This window comes from Streptomyces sp. NPDC102279 (genome assembly GCF_044766365.1).
Lineage (GTDB): Bacteria > Actinomycetota > Actinomycetes > Streptomycetales > Streptomycetaceae > Streptomyces.
Genome location: NZ_JBIWLU010000006.1, coordinates 507,903 through 526,656 on the forward strand (window position 1 = coordinate 507,903; position 18,754 = coordinate 526,656).

The window sequence follows — 18,754 nt, forward strand, 5'->3', positions numbered from 1 at the left end:
ATGCCGGTACTGGTGATCACGGGAACGGGCACGGAGGTCGGCAAGACGATCGTCACGGCCGCCGTCGCCGCCACGGCGCTCGCGGCCGGACGGTCGGTGGCCGTACTGAAGCCGGCGCAGACCGGTGTGGGACCGAAAGAGCGGGGCGACGCCGACGAGGCCGCGCGGCTCGCGGGCGCCGTCACGACGCTCGAACTCGGCCGCTTCCCGGAGCCGTTGGCGCCGGCCACCGCCGCCCGGCGGGCCGGCCTCGCGCCGGTGCCGCCGCGGGATGTCGCCGAGGCCGCGGCCAAACTGGCCACCGAGCACGACCTGGTGCTCGTCGAGGGCGCGGGCGGTCTCCTGGTCCGCTTCGACGACGAGGACGGGACGCTGGCGGACGCGGCCCGGATGCTCGACGCACCCGTGCTGGTCGTCACGCCGGCCGGCCTCGGCACGCTCAACGCGACGGAACTGACGGCCCGTGAGCTACGGTCCCGTGAGCTGGAGTTCGCCGGTGTCGTCATCGGCAGCTGGCCGGACGCGCCGGATCTGGCCATGCGGTGCAACCTCGCGGACCTGCCGGCCGTGTGCGGTGCGCCGCTGCTGGGTGCGGTCCCGGCGGGAGCGGGGGGCCGGTCTCCCGCCGACTTCCGTGCGGGGGCCCCGGGTTGGCTGGATCCGCGTCTGGGCGGACGCTGGAACGCCGACGCCTTCGCCGCGGCCAACAGGGCCTGAGCCCCTGCGGGCCGGACGCGCGGACGTCCCGGGAGATCGCTCCGGACCGGCCCGCGGTCCGGCGGTCTTCCCGCGCGGAGCCGCTGTGGGGGCGGGTGGGCCGTCCGGCGCGTGCGACGGACCCGGCGGGGGGACAATTCCGGTAGGACCCGTCCTACCGGGAGGCCCGTCATGCCGTTCAAGCCGTTGCGTCCGGCCCGCTCCGGCAAGGTGACGGCGGACGCCGTGCACCATCCGGTGTTCGCCCGCTCCTACGCCCGCCTCAGCGTCGGCGCCGAGACCCGGCTGGGCATGGGCCGGATCCGGGACCGGCTGCTCGCCGGCCTGTCCGGCCGGGTCATCGAGATCGGCGCGGGCAACGGGCTGAACTTCGCGCATTATCCGGGCACCGTGTCGGAAGTCGTCGCCATCGAACCCGAGCGCCTGCTGCGGCAGTTGGCCGTGGAGGCGGCACTGCGCTGCGAGGTCCCCGTCGACGTGGCGCCGGGCGCGGCGGAGGCCCTGCCGGTCAAGAGCGAGGCGTACGACGCGACGGTGCTGTCGCTGGTGCTGTGCAGCGTGCGGGACGTGCCGAGGACGCTCGCCGAGGTGCGGCGGGTGCTGCGCCCCGGCGGCACGGTGCGGTTCTTCGAGCACGGCAGCGGCGGCGGACCGGTGATGCGGTCGACGCAGCGGGGCCTGGACCGCACGGTGTGGCCCCGGCTGGCCGGCGGTTGCCACCTGTCCCGCGACCCGGTCTCCGCACTGCGCGAAGCGGGCTTCGAACTGGGCCCGTACCGAAGGCTGTTCATGCCCGAGAAGGGGATGAGGCTGCCCACCTCGTACTGCGTCCTGGGCTCCGCGTACCGACCGGCGGAGTAGGGACCACGACGTGCGCGCTACAGGCTCCAGCGGCGCAGCTCGTGCGTGATCTCGTGCACGGTGGCCTCCCCGCTCTTGACCAGACGGGCCAGCTCCCGCACCTGTTCGGGCGAGGTCACGACCTTCAGGCCGCTGGCGACGAGGTAGGCGTACGCGACGGCCGAGGCGAACATCGCGTTGGAACGCTCGAGCGCCGGGACGTGCAGCAGGAGCTGGAGCAGCGCGGCGGCGCGGGCGTGCGGACTGTCGTAGACGGGAATGCCGAAGATCTCCGCCTCGTGCCGGCTGACCGCGGCGACGAGGGCTCCCCAGTCGGTGACCTGGGGATCTCCGGGTGTCTTCTGTTCGGCGATCATGAGGAGCCAGGCAAGGTCGACTCTGAGACTGCTCAACGGATCAACGACGACCTTCGCGGGTGCCTTCACGGTCCGGGCCGAACTCCTCGGCGAACACGGACTCGTACTGCTTCATGAAATCGGCGGCGGCGTCCACGAACGTGTGACCCACCTCCCCGGTGTCCTGCCGGACCAGTTCCTCGATGTAGCGGTTCACGCTCATCCCCCGTTCCAGGGCTCGCTCACGGGCGGCTCGGGCCGTGCCCTCTTCCACCCGGACGTTCAGCTGAGTCTTCGCCATCCTTCGAAGCTAGCGCGGAACCGCTAGCACCGGCAAGAGGGCCGGCCTCTCCGGGGGCCCGGAAGGGCGGCCGTGGCCACCACGGGCCCCGGCGACCACGGGTGGAGAGTGCCCCTTACATCCGTGCCCGGAGCGCGACCTGGGGCGGAGGGCATCCGGCACTCAAGGGGGATACCGGGTGTGCCCGCCGTCACACTACGCTCGGGCGCGACGAGGGATTCGGGACGTCGAAACACGGAGGAGGCGGCCTTGTCCACAGCTGCTGCGGAGCAGGCACCCGGCCGCGCGGAGGGGGACGGGATCGCCGCCCGCGCCCGCGGGCTGACGAAGGCGTACGGCTCGGGCGAGACCGCGGTGCTCGCCCTCGACTCGGTCGACGTGGACATCGCGCGCGGCCGGTTCACCGCCGTGATGGGCCCGTCGGGCTCCGGGAAGTCCACGCTCATGCACTGTCTGGCGGGGCTCGACACCGTCTCGGCCGGACAGGTGTGGCTGGGCGGCACGGAGATCACCGGGCTGAAGGACAAGGAACTGACACGGCTGCGCAGGGACCGGATCGGCTTCATGTTCCAGTCGTTCAACCTGATCCCGACGCTGAACGCCGCGGAGAACATCACGCTGCCCATGGACATCGCGGGCCAGAAGCCCGACCGGCAGTGGCTGGACCAGGTCATCGACACGCTGGGACTGCGTGATCGGTTGAAGCACCGGCCCGCCCAGCTCTCCGGCGGCCAGCAGCAGCGCGTGGCCTGTGCGCGGGCGCTCGCCTCACGGCCTGAGCTGATCTTCGCCGACGAGCCGACCGGCAACCTGGACTCCCGCGCCGGACTCGAGGTCCTCGGTTTCCTGCGCGAGGCGGTCGACGAACTGGGCCAGACCGTCGTCATGGTCACGCACGATCCGGGTGCGGCCGCCCACTCCGACCTGGTGCTCTTTCTCGCGGACGGCCGGATCGTGGACGAGACGCAGCGGCCGACCGCGGAGGCCGTGCTGGAGCGGATGAAGCGCTTCGACACGGTCCGCGTGACCTACGACGGCCGCGAACCCGACGGCACCGCGGCGGACACCGGCGGGTCCGGCGACCCGACAGCCAGGAGCGGCTCCGGCGAAAAGTCTCCCCCGGTGGGCTCCGAAAACGGTTCCCCTGCGGCCGGCTCCGCCGACGTGACCCTCGACAAGGACTGAGGCGGCTGTGCTCAAGGCGACCCTGCGGAGCTTTCTCGCGCACAAGGGGCGGCTGCTCCTGTCGGCGCTCGCCATCGTGCTGTCCGTCGCGTTCGTCGCGGGCAGCCTCATCTTCTCGGACACGGTGACCCGCACGTTCGACCGGCTCTTCGCCTCCACCTCGGCCGACGTGACCGTGGAACCGAAGAACGACCTGAACTCCCAGCTGCCGACCGGGGCCACCGAGACCGTGCCGGCCTCGCTCGCGGAGCGGATCGCCAAGGTCGAGGGAGTCGCCGCGGCCCGTGTCGACGCCTCCGTCGAGAACGCCCCGGTCGTCGACAGCGCGAACAAGTCCGTCGGCCCGACGACCGGTGCCCCCACCATCGTCACGGACTGGCAGGTCACCGACCGCAGTCCGGTGAAGCTGACCTCCGGACACGCTCCGAAGGGCGACGGCGAGGCGCTGCTCGACGCCGACACCGCCGACAAGAAGCACCTCGGCATCGGGGACACGCTGACGGTGCAGGCGCAGCCCGGGTCGTTCGAGGTGCGGATCGTCGGGATCGCCACGTTCACCACCACGAACCCCGGTGCGGCGCTGCTCTTCCTCGACACCCCGACCGCGCAGACGAAGCTCCTCGGATCCACCGACGCCGCCACGAGCATCTCGGTGGAGGCGACGGAGGGCGTCAGCGACGCGACGGTCAAGCGGCGGATCGCCGCCGAGCTGGGCGCCGCGAAGTACGACGTGAAGACCGCCGACGAGCAGGCCGAGTCGTCCGCCGAGCAGCTCGGCGGCTTCCTGGACATCATCAAGTACGTGATGCTCGGCTTCGCCGGGATCGCCGTCCTCGTCGGCATCTTCCTGATCGTCAACACGTTCTCCATGCTGATCGCCCAACGCACCCGCGAACTCGGCCTGTTGCGAGCGCTCGGCGCCGACCGCCGCCAGGTTCGCCGGTCGGTGCTCACCGAGGCGCTGCTCCTCGGCCTGGTGGGTTCGACCCTCGGCCTCGCGGCGGGGATCGGTCTCGCGGTCGGTCTGATCAAGCTGATGACCGCGTTCGGCATGAACCTGAAGTCCACGGAGATGGTGATCGGCTGGCCGACACCGGTCGCGTCGTACGTCGTCGGGGTGGGCGTCACGTTCGTCGCCGCCTATCTGCCGGCCCGGCGCGCGGCGACCGTCTCCCCGATGGCCGCCCTCTCCGACGCCGAAGTCGCCGGTGTGGGGAAGCCGTTGCGGACGCGGGCCATCGTGGGCGTGGTCGTGGGGCTGGCCGGAGCGGCGGCGCTCGCCGGATGCGCGTCCGCGTCGAAGACATCGACGTCCGCCTCCCTGCTGGGGCTCGGCGTGGTCCTGACCCTGACCGCCACGGTGATCGCGGGGCCCCTGCTGGTCCGGCCGGTGATCCGGGTCCTCGGGGGCGCCTTCCCGGCGCTCTTCGGCTCGGTCGGCCGGATGAGCCAGCGCAACGCCCTGCGCAATCCGCGCCGCACGGGCGCCACCGCCGCCGCGCTGATGGTGGGGCTGGCCCTGGTCGGCGGGATGTCCGTGGCCAGCGCCTCCATGAGCAAGTCCTTCGACAGTCAGATCGACAAGACGCTCGGCTCCGACTTCGTGCTGCAGAACGACAACTTCGTGCCCTTCTCCAAGGAGTTGACGGACAAGGTGCGCGCCACGGAGGGCGTGGGGCTCGTCGTCCGGCAGCGGTTCACCCCGATCGCCGTCCGGCTGCCGGACGGCAAGCGGATCGAGACGTCCGCGGCGGCCTACGACCGGCGGCTCGACGACGTCGCCCACATCACGTACGCGCGGGGCGACACCGCGGCGGCGCTCGCGGACGGACGCCTCGCCATGGACGCGACGTTCGCGAAGGACCACGGCGTACGGGTGGGCAGCACGATTCCCGTCGAGTTCCCGGCCGGCCGCACGACGGACCTCACCGTGGGCGCCCTCACCGACCAGGCGGGCAGCGGCGGGTTCGGTATGCAGGGCGGGCTCGTCATCGGCTTCGGCACGGTCGAGAAGTACGTGCCCGGCGGGCAGGACTCCGCGCTGTACGTGAACGCGAGCCCGGGCACGGACGCCGACCGGTTGCGTCCCCGTCTGGAAAAAACTCTCGATCCGTACCCCCAGGTACAGGTCCGCGACCAGGCCGACTACAAGAAGCTGGTGCACGACCAGATCGCCGTGCTGCTCTACCTCGTGTACGCGCTGCTCGGGCTCGCCATCGTCATCGCGGTGCTCGGTGTCGTCAACACCCTCGCCCTGTCGGTGGTGGAGCGGACCCGGGAGATCGGGCTGCTGCGGGCCATCGGACTCGGCCGCCGCCAGCTGCGCCGGATGATCCGGCTGGAGTCGGTGGTGATCGCCGTGTTCGGAGCCGTGCTCGGGCTGGCGCTGGGGCTCGTCTGGGGCGTGTGCGTCCAGCGGGTACTGGCCCTCCAGGGGATGGAGGAACTCGCCATCCCCTGGACGACGATCGTGGCGGTCGTGGTCGGCTCCGCGCTCGTCGGCGTCGTCGCGGCTCTGCTCCCGGCACTGCGGGCGTCCCGGATGAACGTCCTGGCGGCCATCGCGCACGAGTGACCGGCGGGCCGGCGGCCGACCGGGCTCCCCTACGCACCGGCCGGCCGCGCACTGTCGGCCGATGGCCGTCCGGATGGTGGAATGCGGTGCCTCCGCACGGCCCGCGTGATGGGATCGGCGCATGACCGACCTGTGGATACGGGCCGCCGCGCCCGAGGACCTGGACGCGGTGCTCGCCTTCTGGAAGACGGCCGCCGAGGGCACGAGCATCAGTGACGACCGCGACGGCGTCGAGCGGCTGCTCGCCCGGGACGCCGAGTCCCTGCTCCTGGCGGAACGCGGTGGGGAACTGGTCGGCACCGTGATCGCCGGCTTCGACGGCTGGCGCTGCCACCTGTACCGGCTGGCGGTGCATCCGGACCGGCGGCGGCTCGGCATCGGCTCGGCGTTGCTCGCCGCCGCGGAGGAGCGCTTCGTCGAGCTCGGCGGGCGGCGTGGGGACGCGATGGTGCTGCGGCGGAACGAGTCGGCCCACCACGCGTGGCGGGCGGCCGGGTACGCGCCCGAGGAGCACTGGCGACGCTGGGTGAAGCCGCTCGGCGAGTAGGGGGTGTCGTCCGGACCGGTCGGGGGAACCGGACTGGTCCCAGCGACACCCCTGGTCACTGATCAGGGACGGGGGCCACCGAGGAGAACGCTTTGCCCTTCCTTTACTCTTGGGTGGACAGTCCGTCCTCCTATGAAAGGTGTGAGCGTCCGCCCATGGGCGAACCTCCCAGTACCCGGCACCGCGATCCTCACGGCGGCCGCGGACATCGCGCGATCCCCCCGACCCTGGCCGATCATGGGACGGAGGTGACCCGATGACCGAAGTTCTCCTGCTGCTGGTGGCCGTTCTGCTGTCGCTGGCCTGCGGCGCCTTCGTGGCGGCGGAGTTCTCGCTGACCACGGTCGAACGCAGCGAACTGGAACGTGCCGCGGAGCGCGGCGAGCGCGGCGCCTCGGGCGCCCTCAAGGCCGTACGCAACCTCACCTTCCAGCTGTCCGGCGCCCAGCTCGGTATCACCGTGACCAACCTGGTCGTCGGCATGCTGTCCGAGTCCTCGATCGCCAAGCTGATCGCGGGCCCGCTGGAGTCGATCGGGGTTCCGGCCTCCGCGTCGCGCTCGGTGGCCCTCGTCATCGGTACGGCGCTCTCGACCCTCTTCCTGATGGTCGTCGGCGAGCTGGTGCCGAAGAACTGGGCGATCTCCTCACCGCTGGCCGTGGCCAAGCGCGTGGCGACGCCGCAGCGCTGGTTCAGCGCGGCCTTCCGTCCGTTCATCGCCCACCTCAACAACACGGCCAACCACGTCGTACGGCGTTTCGGCCTCGAACCCGCCGAGGAGCTGGCCTCCGCGCGCGGGCCCCAGGAGCTGGTGGCGCTCGCCCGGCACTCCGCCAAGGAGGGCGCGCTGGAGGCGGACACCGCCGAGCTGTTCGTGCGCACCCTGAACCTCGCCGACCTGACGGCGGAGAACGTGATGACGCCGCGCGTCCAGGTCATCGCGCTGGAGATGCGGGCGACCTGCGAGGACGTGGCGAACGCGACCCGGGCGACCGGGCTGTCCCGCTTCCCCGTCTACCAGGACAGCCTGGACGAGGTCGTCGGCGTGGCCCACATCAAGGACGTCCTCACGGTCCCGGCCGAGGATCGGACTCAGACACCCGTCGCCCGGATCATGCGGGAGCCGCTGCTCGTACCGGAGTCGCTGACCGTCGACCGCCTGCTGGACCGGCTGGCCGGCAAGCGCACGATGGCCGTGGTCATCGACGAGTACGGCGGTACGGCCGGTGTCGCCACCCTGGAGGACATCGTCGAGGAGGTCGTCGGCGAGGTCCGTGACGAGCACGATCCGCACGAGACGCCCGACCTCGCCCCGGTCGGCACGGACGACGACGGCCGGGCCCTGTACTCGGCCGACGGGTCGGCCCGCACCGACCAGCTCGCCCGGGTCGGACTGCGGGTGCCCGACGGCCCGTACGAGACCCTGGCCGGTTTCGTCGCGGCCGAGCTGGGCCGCATCCCCGCCGAAGGGGACTCCGTCGAGGCCACCGGCTGGCGGCTCGACGTGGTGGACGCCTCGGGACGGCGGGCCGCCCGCGTGCTGATGCACGCGCCGCACGACGCCGAGGAGAGCGCGCGATGACCGCCGTACAACTGCTGGTCGGGCTCGCGACGCTCGTCGTGAACGGCTTCTTCGTGGGCGGCGAGTTCGCGCTGATCTCGGTGCGCCGCAGCCAGATCGAGCCGCACGCCGAGCAAGGTGACCGACGCGCCCGCAGTGTGCTGTGGGGGCTCGAGCACGTCTCCGCGCTCCTCGCCACGGCCCAGCTGGGCATCACGCTGTGCACCCTGGTGCTCGGCATCGTGGCCGAACCCGCGATCGCGCATCTGCTGGAGCCGGTGTTCCACGCGGTGGGCGTGCCCTCAGGCGCGGGCCACGCCGTCTCCTTCGTCATCGCGCTCACCCTCGCGACGTATCTGCACATGCTGCTCGGTGAGATGGTGCCGAAGAACGTGGCGCTCGCCGAACCGGTGCGGACGGCGCTGTTCCTGGGGCCGCCGCTGGTCGCCCTCTCGCGTGCGCTGCGCCCGGTGATCTTCACGGTCAACGCCTTCGCGAACGGACTGCTGAAGCTGTTGCGGGTGGAGACCAAGGACGAGGTCGCGGCCACCTTCTCGGACGACGAGCTGGCCCGCCTCGTCAAGGACTCCGGTGCCGCCGGGCTCATCGACGACCGGGCCCAGGAGCGCCTGCACGACGCCCTGGAACTGGGCCGCCGGCCCGTGCACGACGTCGTGCTCCCGGTGGAACGCGTGGTCTACGCGCACGCGGGCGTCACGCCCGAGGAGCTGGAGCGGCTGTCGGCCGAATCGGGCTTCTCACGTTTCCCGGTCGTCGACGACGGCCGCCGCATCCTCGGCTACCTGCACGTCAAGGACGCGCTGGACGCCATCCCGCGTGACCTGCCGTTCCGGGTGGAGGACATGCGGCCCATCGCCCGGGTCCGGGAGAGCACTCCCCTGGACGACGTCCTGACGGCCATGCGCCGCAGCCGTACGCACCTCGCGGCGGTGATGGGCAGCGACGGGCGGCTCGCGGGGCTGGTGACCATGGAGGACGTCCTGCGGGAGCTGTTCGGACAGCCGGTCTAGGACATCCCCTTCAGGACACGTGCCGGGTGCCCGGCGGACAGCGACTGTCCGCCGGGCACCTTCATGCGGCGGGCACCCCGAGCGGCGGGGCGTGCTCCCGTGCGGGGCCGACTCGGACTCCGGGCGAACCAGGCCCTGCTGAACGGGCCGACCTGTCCGGTGCACCCGACCGACCGATGAGTATGTGTTCGGGTTACCATCTTTCCCGCCATGCAGACGAATGCCACCTACACCAGTCTTGTCGCGGTCGGCGACTCCTTCACCGAGGGCATGTCGGACCTGTTGTCCGACGGTTCCTACCGCGGATGGGCCGACCTCCTCGCGGCCCGGATGGCGGCCCGCGCCCCCGGTTTCCGCTACGCCAACCTCGCGGTGCGCGGCAAGCTCATCGGGCAGATCGTCGCCGAGCAGGTCGACGTCGCCGCCGCCATGCGGCCCGACGTGATCACTCTCGTCGGTGGCCTGAACGACACTCTGCGACCCAAGGTCGACATGGGGCGCGTCCGCGGTCTCCTGGAGGAGGCCGTGGAGCGGCTCGCCCCGGCCTGCGAACAGCTCGTCCTGATGCGCAGCCCGGCCCGCAACGGTCCGGTCCTCGAACGCTTCCGCCCGCGCATGGAGGAGCTGTTCGTCGTCGTCGACGACCTCGCGAAGCGGCACGGAGCCCTGGTGGTCGACCTCTACGGGGCGCCGTCGCTCGCGGACCCGCGCATGTGGGACGTGGACCGGCTGCACCTGACCGCCGAGGGACACCGCAGGGTCGCCGAGGCCGTGTGGCAGACGCTCGGGTACGAAGGCGAGGACCAGGAGTGGCGCACCCCGATGGGGGCCACGACCCTGCCCGGCTTCCTCTCCCGCCGCACCGCCGACGCACGCTTCGCCCGGCAGCATCTGATGCCGTGGATCGGACGGCGACTGACGGGCCGCTCGTCGGGCGACGGCCGCCCGTCGAAGCGCCCCGACCTGCTGCCGTTCGAAGGTCCTGTCACGGGAGGTCACAGCGCGGATTCGGCGCACGGGGGCTGAATCGGTATCTGGCGCACGAGGCACGAGTCCACGGGGCACGGAGCCGGAAAGGCCGCCTCGCGCGGGCGGGTCCGTGAGCGGCGAGCGCCGGTGCCTCGCCGTACCGGGTCCCGCCGGTCTCGTCACGTGCGGTTCGCGGGCGGCTTCCGCCGTGCCTCTCCGTCGAGCGACACGGCGGCCATGCTCCGCATGAGAGGCAAGCTACCGCCTCGCGCCGTGGCCTCCACAGGGCGCACAGGGGGCGCTCGACGGCGCGCCGCCCGCTGACGGCTCGCGGCACGTGCTCCCGGGAACTACGGCTGGGCCCGGCGTGAGCACCGGGCCCAGCCGACGACCCCTTCAGCTTTGCGGAGCATGGAAAGGAGCCGTCCCACCACCCGGATCGGATGGCGAGCAACGGGCCGGCCGACGGACCCGGCCGGGTTCAGCATCCAAGCACTCATGCGGGGACCTGAGAAGTACGCCCCTGGGCAGCAAGGGGCGGACGGGTCGCCGCCGGGCCGCACGGGCGCACGGCGTGGCGACGGACTCGTACCTTTTCGCCCCGTCACACCATCGGTGGACGGATCAGGGCGGATGTGCCCCACCGACGCCACCTCGTCACCGCGTGGCGAAGGCAGAGAACCGGCCAGGCCCGACGCACTCGCCTACAGCCCCGCGGGGAGAGTCTGGGCCAGGTGCAGTACGGGGTTCCGGCGGCCCGGTGGACGCATGGCCGTGGTTCTTCTGGTGCAGAGGTGCGGGTGGGCACGGGTGAGAAACAGTCACCCGGAGCGGAGATTTTGGTGGCTCGATCGCGCCGCTCGACTACACGCCGCCCCCGTCGGTGCCGGCGGCGGGCAGGGCGGTGGTGGTCAGTGGTCCGTGGGCCATGACGATCGCGGCCAGCGGGTACGGCGGACCGGCGGTGCCGCGCAGGACCAGCAGCGGCATCCCGCGCTCGTCCTGTCGCCGTCCGAGTGACAGCCAGACGCGGTCGGACCGGTCGGTCTGCCCCACACCGAGGTCGTAGATCCGCCCCCAGAGATAGAAGGGGTCGGCCGCGGCGTCGCTCGCCTCCTGGAGGAGTTCGGGGACACCGTGGGCGGTGAGGTGGACCGCGACGCCGTCGAGGGTCCCCGCGGCCACCTGCGCGTGCCCGGCCGTGCGGGTGCGTACGTTGCGGGCCGCGCCGATCGCGTCGAGCCAGTACTCCCAGTCGGCCAGACACGTGGCCTTGATGGCCACGGTGACGCGCTCGCCGTCCGCGGTGATCCGCATGGCCTCCAGGCGCGCGAGGTGTTCGGACTGGAGGGTCGCGGCGACGGAGACCGCGCGGGCGGAGGCGGTGTCCCATCCGGCGGTGCGGGACCGCGCGGCGGCCGGGCGCACCCGTGGGACCTGTCCGTCCACCGCTTCGGGTACCGGCTCGGGCACCACGGCGACCTCGGTGCCGCGCGCGCCGTCGGCCCCGGACGCGGTCTCGTGTGCGTGTGCCCCCTCGTGGCCGGCCGCGGTCTCCCGTCCGTGCGTCGCCTCGGGCTCGACCGCGACCGCGTGACCGTGCGCGGCCTCGTGCCCGGCGGGGCCCTCGCTCGCGTTCTCGTCAGCGCTTCCGTTCCCGCTTCCGTTCTCGATCCCGTTCTCGCGGTTCGGCCCGGGCCCGCGCCTGCCGCCGTACTCGCTCTCGGGTGCACGCTCGGCACCGGGCTCCTCGCCGTGACCGCTCCCGTGTACGTGCTCGGCGAAGGGGCGTCCCGAGCCGCGGTCGGCGAGGTGCAGGACGATGGCGCCACGGGCAGGGGGGAGGAGCGGCATGGCCGCGGGGCCGCGGTCGTGCCGGGGTTCGGGTTCCTCGGCGCCGGGAAGCAGCCCTTTGCGGTTCAGCGCGGTGGCGATCCGCATCGCGACCTCGTTGGGGTAGCCGCAGTCCTCGACGATCGTCTCCACGGCCACCCGATACGACTCCGGGCCGTTGCGCCAGGACTCGACCTGGGTACGCAGTCGTTCGAGGACCCCGGCGCCGCCGACCTCCACCAGCCGTCCCTGCGCGTCCAGCGTCGCGATGAACTCCCGCGCGAAAGCGCCGAGTTGACCGGCGAGCTCCGCTTCGACCGCGGTGCGGCCCCCGGGCGCGGGGGTCATGCCGCAACTCCCAGGTACTCGCTGCGCAGCTTGGCCAGCGCCCGGAACTGCAGGGTCTTCACCGCGCCCTCGGTCCGCGCCATGTGCCGGGCGGTCTCCAGCACCGACAGTTCCATGAGGAAGCGCCGGGTGAGTACCTCGCGTTGGGGCGCCCGCAGTTGGCCGAGTGCCTGGCGCAGCAGCTCCTCGTCCAGACCGATCAGCACGGTGTCCTCGGTGCTGACGGTGAGGTCCTCGTCGAAACCGAGCATGTCCTCGACGACGAACTCCCGCCGCTGCGCGCTCTTGCAGTGGTCGATGACCTTGTTCCGCGCGATGGTGATGAGCCATCCGGCGAACCCGACACCGCGGTAGGTGAAAGTGCCCCGTTTCATCCAGGCGTTGAGGAAGGTCTCGCCCGTGATGTCCTCGGCGACCTGCCGGTTGCGCACGCGACGTTGTACATAGGCGAGCACCGCGGGGTGGTGCAGTGCGTAGAGCTCCCCGAACGCGTCCCGGTCACCCGCGAGGGCACGAGCGATCAGGGCCGGTTCTCTGGTGTCGGACCGCGGTGTGGCGGCGTTAGCCTCGGCGATCAAGGCCTACTCCGTTCATGAGTGGATGAACTGTGGTGGGCGGGTGCGCCGACGGTCTGCCGGGCGGCGGATGCCGTGACGGTGTGTTCCGGCCGTGGCCGGCTCCGGGCGCCGGGCGGCCCGGGCCTCGTGAGCGAGGGTCTTGCGGTCGCGCGGTGTCCCCCGCCGTCGCCTCGCAGCTCCGCAACGTGATCGAGCCGATGCCGAGGCGCTGCGCGCAGAGGTCCCCACGACCAGGACTTGCATACGTGCGACTAACTCACAGTCATGCAACATATGCAACTTGCGTACACGTACGCAAGTTGCTTCGCGGTACAGGCGTAGGACTTTTTGCCGTGAACTGGCGTACGAACGCTGCCCCTTGGCCTGTCGCGACGAGATCGCTCCGACTGACCTGCGACGATAACCACGTGCAAGTCGTGTGCAACTTGCATACGTGCGCGCTACTCTCCGGGCATGCGGAGCATGGAAGAGTCCCCCCACGAGTCCCGCGGTGAGCGACAAGCTCTCGCAAGGAGGGTTGGCGAGTACCTCACGAAGGCCGCGACCGCGGCCGGGTACGACGTCCGCCCACGAGCAGGCGGCCGGGCCCAACTGGCCGGCTCGATCGGAGTGAGCCTGACGACGATCAGCAGAACACTGGAGGGGAAGACACTCCCCCTCCCCTCGCAACTGACGACATGGGCGTCGGTGCTCGGTCTCGACCAACGGGAGATGTTGGTCAACAGCGGCATGCTTTCCCCGGAACACGGGCCTCAGCCGACGATCCGGAGGGTGGCCTCGGCGTCACTCACGCCGGAGGAGGCCATGGACGCGTGGGGAATCACCGATCTCAGAATCCGCACGATGCTCAACGGGAACATCGTCCAGGCGATCGAGTTCCAGAAGGACCTTGACGCAGGCGACGACCGGGGGGCCACGGCAAGGGGGTAACGAAACGTGGCGTACAGACTGGCAATCGCGTCCACCGCCAGCTGCACAGCCGGCGGGACATTCGTGGGCGAGGGCGTCTGGCACCGTACGTGGGAACTGGCGGCTGTCGGGGGCGCTCTCCTGACCGTGGGCGTCGCGGGGCTGCTGGCCGCCATGCTGCGCCACACGCTCAGCCAGGTCGAGGCCCGCACACGGCACGACCTCGGCGTGCTGGCGGAGCACCGGAGGTGTCTTGAGCTGGACATGCAGATGCGGGAAGCGGACCTGTCCCTGCGCGAGCGGGCGCTGGCCCGCAGCGCAACCTTCACGGCGCTGCGGCTCGCCAGTCACGCGAGGGCGGTCGACCAGGCGCGCAACGAGAACGCGGCGCTGCGCGCCGGGAACGCCCAGCTGATGGAGGAGATCGAGGAGGTCAACGACGAGCGGAACCAGCTGATCACCACCGAACTCAGCCTGGCCCGCGACCGTTTCACCACCAAGACGTACGGAGGTCTGCGCGCCGTGGTCGGCAGCGGGCAGTCCCATCCGGACCCGCACGCGCGAGCGGGGTACGAGACCCGTCCACCGCGCTCGGGATCATGAGTCCGGAGGTCTCCGTCCAGGGATCATGAGGCCCGACCCGGCGGTACGGGAGTGGCTCTGTGCAGCCGGTATGCTCCGTACACGTGACTGCCGCGCCCGCAAAGCCCCGTATCCCCAACGTCCTCGCCGGACGCTACGCCTCCGCCGAGCTCGCCACGCTCTGGTCCCCCGAGCAGAAGGTGAGGCTGGAGCGTCAGCTCTGGCTCGCCGTGCTGCGCGCCCAGAAGGACCTCGGGATCGAGGTGCCGGAGGCCGCCGTCGCGGACTACGAGCGCGTCCTCGACCAGGTCGACCTCGCCTCCATCGCCGAGCGCGAGAAGGTCACCCGGCACGACGTGAAGGCCCGGATCGAGGAGTTCAACGACCTCGCCGGACACGAGCACGTCCACAAGGGCATGACGTCCCGCGACCTCACGGAGAACGTCGAGCAGCTGCAGATCCGTCTCTCGCTGGAGCTGATGCGCGACCGCACGGTCGCCGTCCTCGCCCGTCTGGGCAAGCTCTCCGGCGAGTACGCCGAGCTGGTCATGGCCGGCCGCTCGCACAACGTGGCCGCGCAGGCCACCACCCTGGGCAAGCGCTTCGCTACCGCCGCCGACGAGCTGCTCGTCGCGTACGGCCGCCTGGAGGAGCTCCTCGGCCGCTACCCTCTGCGCGGCATCAAGGGTCCCGTCGGCACGGCTCAGGACATGCTGGACCTGCTCGGCGGCGACACGGCCGCGCTCGCGGACCTGGAGCAGCGGATCGCCGGGCACCTGGGCTTCTCGCAGGCCTTCACCTCCGTCGGCCAGGTCTACCCGCGCTCCCTGGACTACGAGGTCGTGACCGCGCTGGTGCAGCTGGCCGCCGCTCCGTCCTCGACCGCCAAGACGATCCGGCTGATGGCCGGGCACGAGCTGGTCACCGAGGGCTTCAAGCCCGGCCAGGTCGGCTCCTCGGCGATGCCGCACAAGATGAACACCCGCTCCTGCGAGCGCGTCAACGGCCTGATGGTCATCCTGCGCGGTTACGCGTCGATGACGGGCGAGCTGGCGGGCGACCAGTGGAACGAGGGCGACGTGTCGTGCTCGGTGGTGCGCCGCGTCGCGCTGCCGGACGCGTTCTTCGCGCTGGACGGCCTCCTGGAGACCTTCCTGACCGTCCTCGACGAGTTCGGCGCGTTCCCCGCCGTCGTCGCCCGTGAGCTGGACCGCTACCTGCCGTTCCTCGCGACGACCAAGGTCCTGATGGGCGCGGTGCGCGCCGGTGTCGGCCGCGAGGTCGCGCACGAGGCGATCAAGGAGAACGCGGTCGCCTCCGCCCTCGCGATGCGCGAGCAGGGCTCGGAGCGCAACGAACTGCTCGACAAGCTCGCCGCGGACGAGCGCATCCCGCTGGACCGCGCGCAGCTGGACGAGCTGATGGCCGACAAGCTGTCCTTCACCGGCGCCGCCGCCGACCAGGTCGCCGCCGTGGTGGCCCGCGTCGAGGAGATCGTGAAGCAGCACCCGGAGGCGGCCGGCTACACGCCGGGGGCGATCCTCTGACGCGGCTCACCCCCGCGGACCTGGAGGCCGCCCGCGACCGGCTCGTGCCGGATGTCGTCGCGGACGGCCTCTCGGTGCTTTTCTGCGGCATCAACCCGGGCCTGATGACGGCTGCCACGGGCCATCACTTCGCCCGGCCGGGAAACCGGTTCTGGCCCGTGCTGCATCTGTCCGGGTTCACGCCACGGCGCATGAAGCCCGCCGAGCAGCAGGAGCTGCTCTCCTACGGGCTCGGCATCACCAACGTGGTGGCGCGGGCGACCGCGCGGGCCGACGAGCTGAGCGCCGGGGAGTACCGCGAGGGCGGCCGGCTGCTCGGTGAGAAGGTGACACGGCTGCGCCCGAGGTGGCTGGCGGTGGTCGGTGTGACCGCGTACAGGGCGGCTTTCGACGACCGCAAGGCGCGCGTCGGCCCCCAGGAGCGGAACATCGGGGCGAGCCGGGTGTGGGTGCTGCCCAACCCCAGCGGGCTCAACGCGCATTGGACCGCCGCGACGATGGCCGAGGAGTACGGCCGCCTGCGGTCGGCCGCCGGGGCCTCCTGAGTCACGGCGGGTCCGTCACGGTGACCAGGGCCAGGAGCTGGAACGGCAGTTCACGGTCCCACTGACCTATCCCGAGGGCGACCCAGCGCTCCACGCCCTCCGGTCTCCACAGATGCAGGTCCGGGACATGGGAACTCAGGTCACCCCAGGGCTCGGGTATGTCCTCGCCGCTCGTCGACCGCTCGAAGACACTCGCCAGGCTGATCTCCTCGGGAGGGCCCCATCGCAGGGTGAGCAGCTCCGACAGGCCGTCCCGCTCCGCCTCGAACTGCTCCTCCGTCTCCTCCCAGGTCGCGCCGCCCGTGTCCCAGAAGTCCTCGCTCGTCACCAACTCGGCCAGGTGGTAACCGGGTCCGGCGGTTCCCACGTCGGAGCGGCCGTGCTCCGTGGGGAACTTCTCGGAGCACAGCCGGTCGATCGTGGCGAGATGCCGCGCGATGGTCATGGCCTCCAGTAAAGCCCCCGGCACTGACAATTGGTGGGGCGTCAGGAGGCCATCGGGGTCAGGCGTCCCGGCGCCGGACGCTCCAGGCCCCGGCACCCAGCGCCGCGGCGGTCCACAGTGCGGTCACCCCGAGGCCGGTCCAGGGACCGAGCGTGCCGTCCTGCGTCCGGTGCAGGACCATCTGGCCGGCCTTGTCCGGGAGGAGGTCCGCCACGCTTCCCGACGCTCCGCCGACGACGAAGGACACGATCAGCAGGAACGGGATCAGGATGCTCAACGTGGCGACCCCGCTGCGCAGTACGGCCGCCAGCCCCGCCGCGAACAGGGCCATCAGCGTCAGGTAGAGCGCGCAGCCGATGACCGCGCGGGCCTGCTCAGCCGGGCCGAGACCGTCCGCCCTGTCACCGAGCACGGACGTTCCCACGAGCAGACCGGTGACTCCGGTGACCAGGCCGACGACGAGGACCGGGGCGCCGATCGCCGCCGTTTTCGCGAGGAACCAGCGCCCCCGGCCGGGGACCGCCGCCAGCGACAACCGCAGGGCACCGTCCCGGTATTCGGCCGCCATCGCCTGCGTGCCGAAGGTGATGGCGGCGATCTGCCCGAAGCTCACTCCGAAGAGAGCCGAGAACAGCGGGTCGAAGTCCGGGCCCTCTGAGTCGTCGAGTCCGGCGAGCGCGGAGAACGCCACGGTGGCGAGGAGAACGGCGAGCAGTGCGACGACGAGCGGACGCAGCGTGCGGATCTTGATCCACTCCGCGCGGAGTGCGGGCGCGAAGGCCCCGGATCGGCCCACGGGAGTGGCGCCCGGTTCCGTCAGGCCCTTGGACGCGGCGACGTCTCTCATGGCCGGACCTCCTGGCGCTGCGTCGCAGCGGTGGTGAACTCGGCCTCGGCGGCGGTCAGATCGAGGTACGCCTGTTCCAAGGTGCCTTCTTGCGCGGCGAGTTCCAGGATCGGAAGGCCGGACGCCGAGGTGAGGCGCCCGATGTCCTCCATCCGGACGTCCAAGGCGGTCCAGAGCCCGTCCTCGCCCTCGACGGCCTCGATGCCGTGTCCGGCCAGCAGGCCTCCGAGGGCGGCGCCGTCCGTGCTGCGCACCCGGACCCGGGGCTGCACGCGTGCGTGGATGAACTCCCGCAGGGGCAGGTCGGCGAGGAGCCGTCCCCGGCCCAGGACGACCAACTGGTCGGCGAAGGAGGCCGTCTCGTTCATGAGGTGGCTGGAGACGAGGACGGTGCGCCCCTCCCGGGCCAGACGCCGCAGCAACTCCCGGATCCAGATGATGCCTTCCGGGTCGAGGCCGTTCGACGGTTCGTCGAGGAGCACCACCGGCGGATCGCCGAGGAGAGCCGCCGCGATGCCCAGGCGCTGACGCATCCCCAGGGAGTACGTCCTCACCCGGCGCCGGGCCACGGAGGCGAGCCCGGACTCCTCCAGCACCTCGTCCACCCGGCGTTCGGGGATGCGGTTGGTGGCGGCGAGCGCCCGCAGGTGGTCCCGGGCGGTCCGCGAGCCGTGCGCGACCCCCGCGTCGAGCAGGGCACCCACCTGCCGGAGCGGTTGGCCGAGGGACGCGTACGCGCGGCCGCCGACGGTGGCGGTGCCGGAGGTCGGCTGGTCCAGGCCCAGCACGAGCCGCAGGGTGGTGGACTTCCCGGCGCCGTTGGGGCCGAGGAATCCGGTGACACGGCCGGGGAGGACGCTGAAGGTCAGGTGGTCCACGGCGCGCCTGCCGCCGTACTCCTTGGTCAGTTCGTGGACGTCGATGCCGGTCATGGGTTCAGCGTGGCCGTGGCACAGGGGTCGCCGCCTCCCCCGTCGGCGGGGACCCTCTCCCTCGCCCGGGGGAGGTTCGTTGTCGGTGCCCGCCGGCACCATGTCC

At 71.7% G+C, this 18,754-nt stretch carries 19 protein-coding genes; 12 read left to right on the forward strand and 7 right to left on the reverse strand.

Annotation, left to right across the window (positions count from 1 at the left end):
- Together bioD and ACIRQH_RS17910 are read left to right on the forward strand one after the other, a co-directional pair.
- Window positions 1–717, forward strand: coding sequence for a dethiobiotin synthase (bioD, locus tag ACIRQH_RS17905; protein WP_388873679.1), 717 nt, complete (start codon window positions 1–3; stop codon window positions 715–717).
- Between the two features lie 171 nt (window positions 718–888).
- On the forward strand, window positions 889–1,578 hold the full coding sequence (locus ACIRQH_RS17910) for a class I SAM-dependent methyltransferase (RefSeq protein WP_404226527.1): 690 nt from the start codon (window positions 889–891) through the stop codon (window positions 1,576–1,578).
- 17 nt (window positions 1,579–1,595) lie between these two features.
- Here the strand turns inward: ACIRQH_RS17910 and ACIRQH_RS17915 are convergent, their stop codons facing one another.
- Together ACIRQH_RS17915 and ACIRQH_RS17920 are read right to left on the reverse strand one after the other, a co-directional pair.
- Complete coding sequence (locus ACIRQH_RS17915; RefSeq protein WP_355867104.1) at window positions 1,596–1,970, reverse strand: fic family toxin-antitoxin system, toxin component; 375 nt, start codon at window positions 1,968–1,970, stop codon at window positions 1,596–1,598.
- A gap of 4 nt (window positions 1,971–1,974) precedes the next feature.
- Window positions 1,975–2,214, reverse strand: coding sequence for a toxin-antitoxin system HicB family antitoxin (locus ACIRQH_RS17920; RefSeq protein WP_358816812.1), 240 nt, complete (start codon window positions 2,212–2,214; stop codon window positions 1,975–1,977).
- Between the two features lie 249 nt (window positions 2,215–2,463).
- Here ACIRQH_RS17920 and ACIRQH_RS17925 point away from each other — a divergent pair, with 249 nt between their 5' ends.
- The 6 genes from ACIRQH_RS17925 (at window position 2,464) to ACIRQH_RS17950 (ending at window position 10,139) form a co-directional block, all read left to right on the forward strand.
- Complete coding sequence (locus ACIRQH_RS17925; protein ID WP_404226528.1) at window positions 2,464–3,399, forward strand: ABC transporter ATP-binding protein; 936 nt, start codon at window positions 2,464–2,466, stop codon at window positions 3,397–3,399.
- 7 nt (window positions 3,400–3,406) lie between these two features.
- Complete coding sequence (locus tag ACIRQH_RS17930) at window positions 3,407–5,974, forward strand: ABC transporter permease (RefSeq protein ID WP_404226529.1); 2,568 nt, start codon at window positions 3,407–3,409, stop codon at window positions 5,972–5,974.
- A 121-nt stretch (window positions 5,975–6,095) separates the two neighbouring features.
- Window positions 6,096–6,521, forward strand: a complete 426-nt coding sequence (locus ACIRQH_RS17935) for a GNAT family N-acetyltransferase (protein ID WP_388873692.1) — start codon at window positions 6,096–6,098, stop codon at window positions 6,519–6,521.
- 256 nt (window positions 6,522–6,777) lie between these two features.
- Window positions 6,778–8,103, forward strand: coding sequence for a hemolysin family protein (locus tag ACIRQH_RS17940; protein WP_388873695.1), 1,326 nt, complete (start codon window positions 6,778–6,780; stop codon window positions 8,101–8,103).
- On the forward strand, window positions 8,100–9,113 hold the full coding sequence (locus ACIRQH_RS17945) for a hemolysin family protein (RefSeq protein WP_358819125.1): 1,014 nt from the start codon (window positions 8,100–8,102) through the stop codon (window positions 9,111–9,113). Before ACIRQH_RS17940 ends, ACIRQH_RS17945 begins: the two co-directional genes overlap by 4 nt.
- Before the next feature lie 210 nt (window positions 9,114–9,323).
- Window positions 9,324–10,139 carry an SGNH/GDSL hydrolase family protein gene (locus ACIRQH_RS17950; RefSeq protein ID WP_358819126.1) on the forward strand — a complete coding sequence of 272 codons (816 nt, stop codon included), beginning with the start codon at window positions 9,324–9,326 and terminating at the stop codon, window positions 10,137–10,139.
- Between the two features lie 807 nt (window positions 10,140–10,946).
- Here the strand turns inward: ACIRQH_RS17950 and ACIRQH_RS17955 are convergent.
- Window positions 10,947–12,263, reverse strand: coding sequence for a BN159_2729 family protein (locus tag ACIRQH_RS17955; RefSeq protein ID WP_404226530.1), 1,317 nt, complete (start codon window positions 12,261–12,263; stop codon window positions 10,947–10,949).
- Complete coding sequence (locus tag ACIRQH_RS17960) at window positions 12,260–12,841, reverse strand: RNA polymerase sigma factor (protein WP_388873703.1); 582 nt, start codon at window positions 12,839–12,841, stop codon at window positions 12,260–12,262. Before ACIRQH_RS17960 ends, ACIRQH_RS17955 begins: the two co-directional genes overlap by 4 nt.
- Before the next feature lie 453 nt (window positions 12,842–13,294).
- Here ACIRQH_RS17960 and ACIRQH_RS17965 point away from each other — a divergent pair, with 453 nt between their 5' ends.
- From ACIRQH_RS17965 to mug, 4 genes are all read left to right on the forward strand, one after another.
- Window positions 13,295–13,771, forward strand: a complete 477-nt coding sequence (locus ACIRQH_RS17965; RefSeq protein ID WP_358819129.1) for a transcriptional regulator — start codon at window positions 13,295–13,297, stop codon at window positions 13,769–13,771.
- 6 nt (window positions 13,772–13,777) lie between these two features.
- Window positions 13,778–14,353 carry a hypothetical protein gene (locus ACIRQH_RS17970; RefSeq protein ID WP_404226531.1) on the forward strand — a complete coding sequence of 192 codons (576 nt, stop codon included), beginning with the start codon at window positions 13,778–13,780 and terminating at the stop codon, window positions 14,351–14,353.
- Window positions 14,354–14,436: 83 nt separating this feature from the next.
- Complete coding sequence (gene purB / locus ACIRQH_RS17975) at window positions 14,437–15,879, forward strand: adenylosuccinate lyase (protein WP_388873709.1); 1,443 nt, start codon at window positions 14,437–14,439, stop codon at window positions 15,877–15,879.
- On the forward strand, window positions 15,876–16,424 hold the full coding sequence (gene mug, locus ACIRQH_RS17980; RefSeq protein WP_388874205.1) for a G/U mismatch-specific DNA glycosylase: 549 nt from the start codon (window positions 15,876–15,878) through the stop codon (window positions 16,422–16,424). Before purB ends, mug begins: the two co-directional genes overlap by 4 nt.
- A gap of 1 nt (window position 16,425) precedes the next feature.
- On the opposite strand, the gene ACIRQH_RS17985 is transcribed toward mug, so the two are convergent.
- The 3 genes from ACIRQH_RS17985 to ACIRQH_RS17995 are packed head-to-tail and all read right to left on the reverse strand — an operon-like array spanning window position 16,426 to window position 18,648.
- A complete protein-coding gene (locus tag ACIRQH_RS17985) occupies window positions 16,426–16,869 on the reverse strand; it encodes a hypothetical protein (RefSeq protein ID WP_358819133.1) in 444 nt (147 codons plus the stop codon).
- A 58-nt stretch (window positions 16,870–16,927) separates the two neighbouring features.
- Window positions 16,928–17,716, reverse strand: a complete 789-nt coding sequence (locus tag ACIRQH_RS17990; RefSeq protein ID WP_404226532.1) for an ABC transporter permease subunit — start codon at window positions 17,714–17,716, stop codon at window positions 16,928–16,930.
- Complete coding sequence (locus tag ACIRQH_RS17995; protein WP_404226533.1) at window positions 17,713–18,648, reverse strand: ABC transporter ATP-binding protein; 936 nt, start codon at window positions 18,646–18,648, stop codon at window positions 17,713–17,715. The genes ACIRQH_RS17990 and ACIRQH_RS17995 overlap by 4 nt, the downstream gene beginning before the upstream one ends.
- Window positions 18,649–18,754 lie beyond the last annotated feature (106 nt).

Coding starts and splice junctions, on each gene's coding strand:
- bioD (WP_388873679.1), top strand. CDS start 1: ATGCCGGTACTGGTGATCACGGGAACGGGCACGGAGGTCGGCAAGACG.
- ACIRQH_RS17910 (WP_404226527.1), top strand. CDS start 889: ATGCCGTTCAAGCCGTTGCGTCCGGCCCGCTCCGGCAAGGTGACGGCG.
- ACIRQH_RS17920 (WP_358816812.1), bottom strand. CDS start 2,214: ATGGCGAAGACTCAGCTGAACGTCCGGGTGGAAGAGGGCACGGCCCGA.
- ACIRQH_RS17935 (WP_388873692.1), top strand. CDS start 6,096: ATGACCGACCTGTGGATACGGGCCGCCGCGCCCGAGGACCTGGACGCG.
- ACIRQH_RS17940 (WP_388873695.1), top strand. CDS start 6,778: ATGACCGAAGTTCTCCTGCTGCTGGTGGCCGTTCTGCTGTCGCTGGCC.
- ACIRQH_RS17945 (WP_358819125.1), top strand. CDS start 8,100: ATGACCGCCGTACAACTGCTGGTCGGGCTCGCGACGCTCGTCGTGAAC.
- ACIRQH_RS17950 (WP_358819126.1), top strand. CDS start 9,324: ATGCAGACGAATGCCACCTACACCAGTCTTGTCGCGGTCGGCGACTCC.
- ACIRQH_RS17955 (WP_404226530.1), bottom strand. CDS start 12,263: ATGACCCCCGCGCCCGGGGGCCGCACCGCGGTCGAAGCGGAGCTCGCC.
- ACIRQH_RS17965 (WP_358819129.1), top strand. CDS start 13,295: ATGCGGAGCATGGAAGAGTCCCCCCACGAGTCCCGCGGTGAGCGACAA.
- ACIRQH_RS17985 (WP_358819133.1), bottom strand. CDS start 16,869: ATGACCATCGCGCGGCATCTCGCCACGATCGACCGGCTGTGCTCCGAG.
- ACIRQH_RS17990 (WP_404226532.1), bottom strand. CDS start 17,716: ATGAGAGACGTCGCCGCGTCCAAGGGCCTGACGGAACCGGGCGCCACT.
- ACIRQH_RS17995 (WP_404226533.1), bottom strand. CDS start 18,648: ATGACCGGCATCGACGTCCACGAACTGACCAAGGAGTACGGCGGCAGG.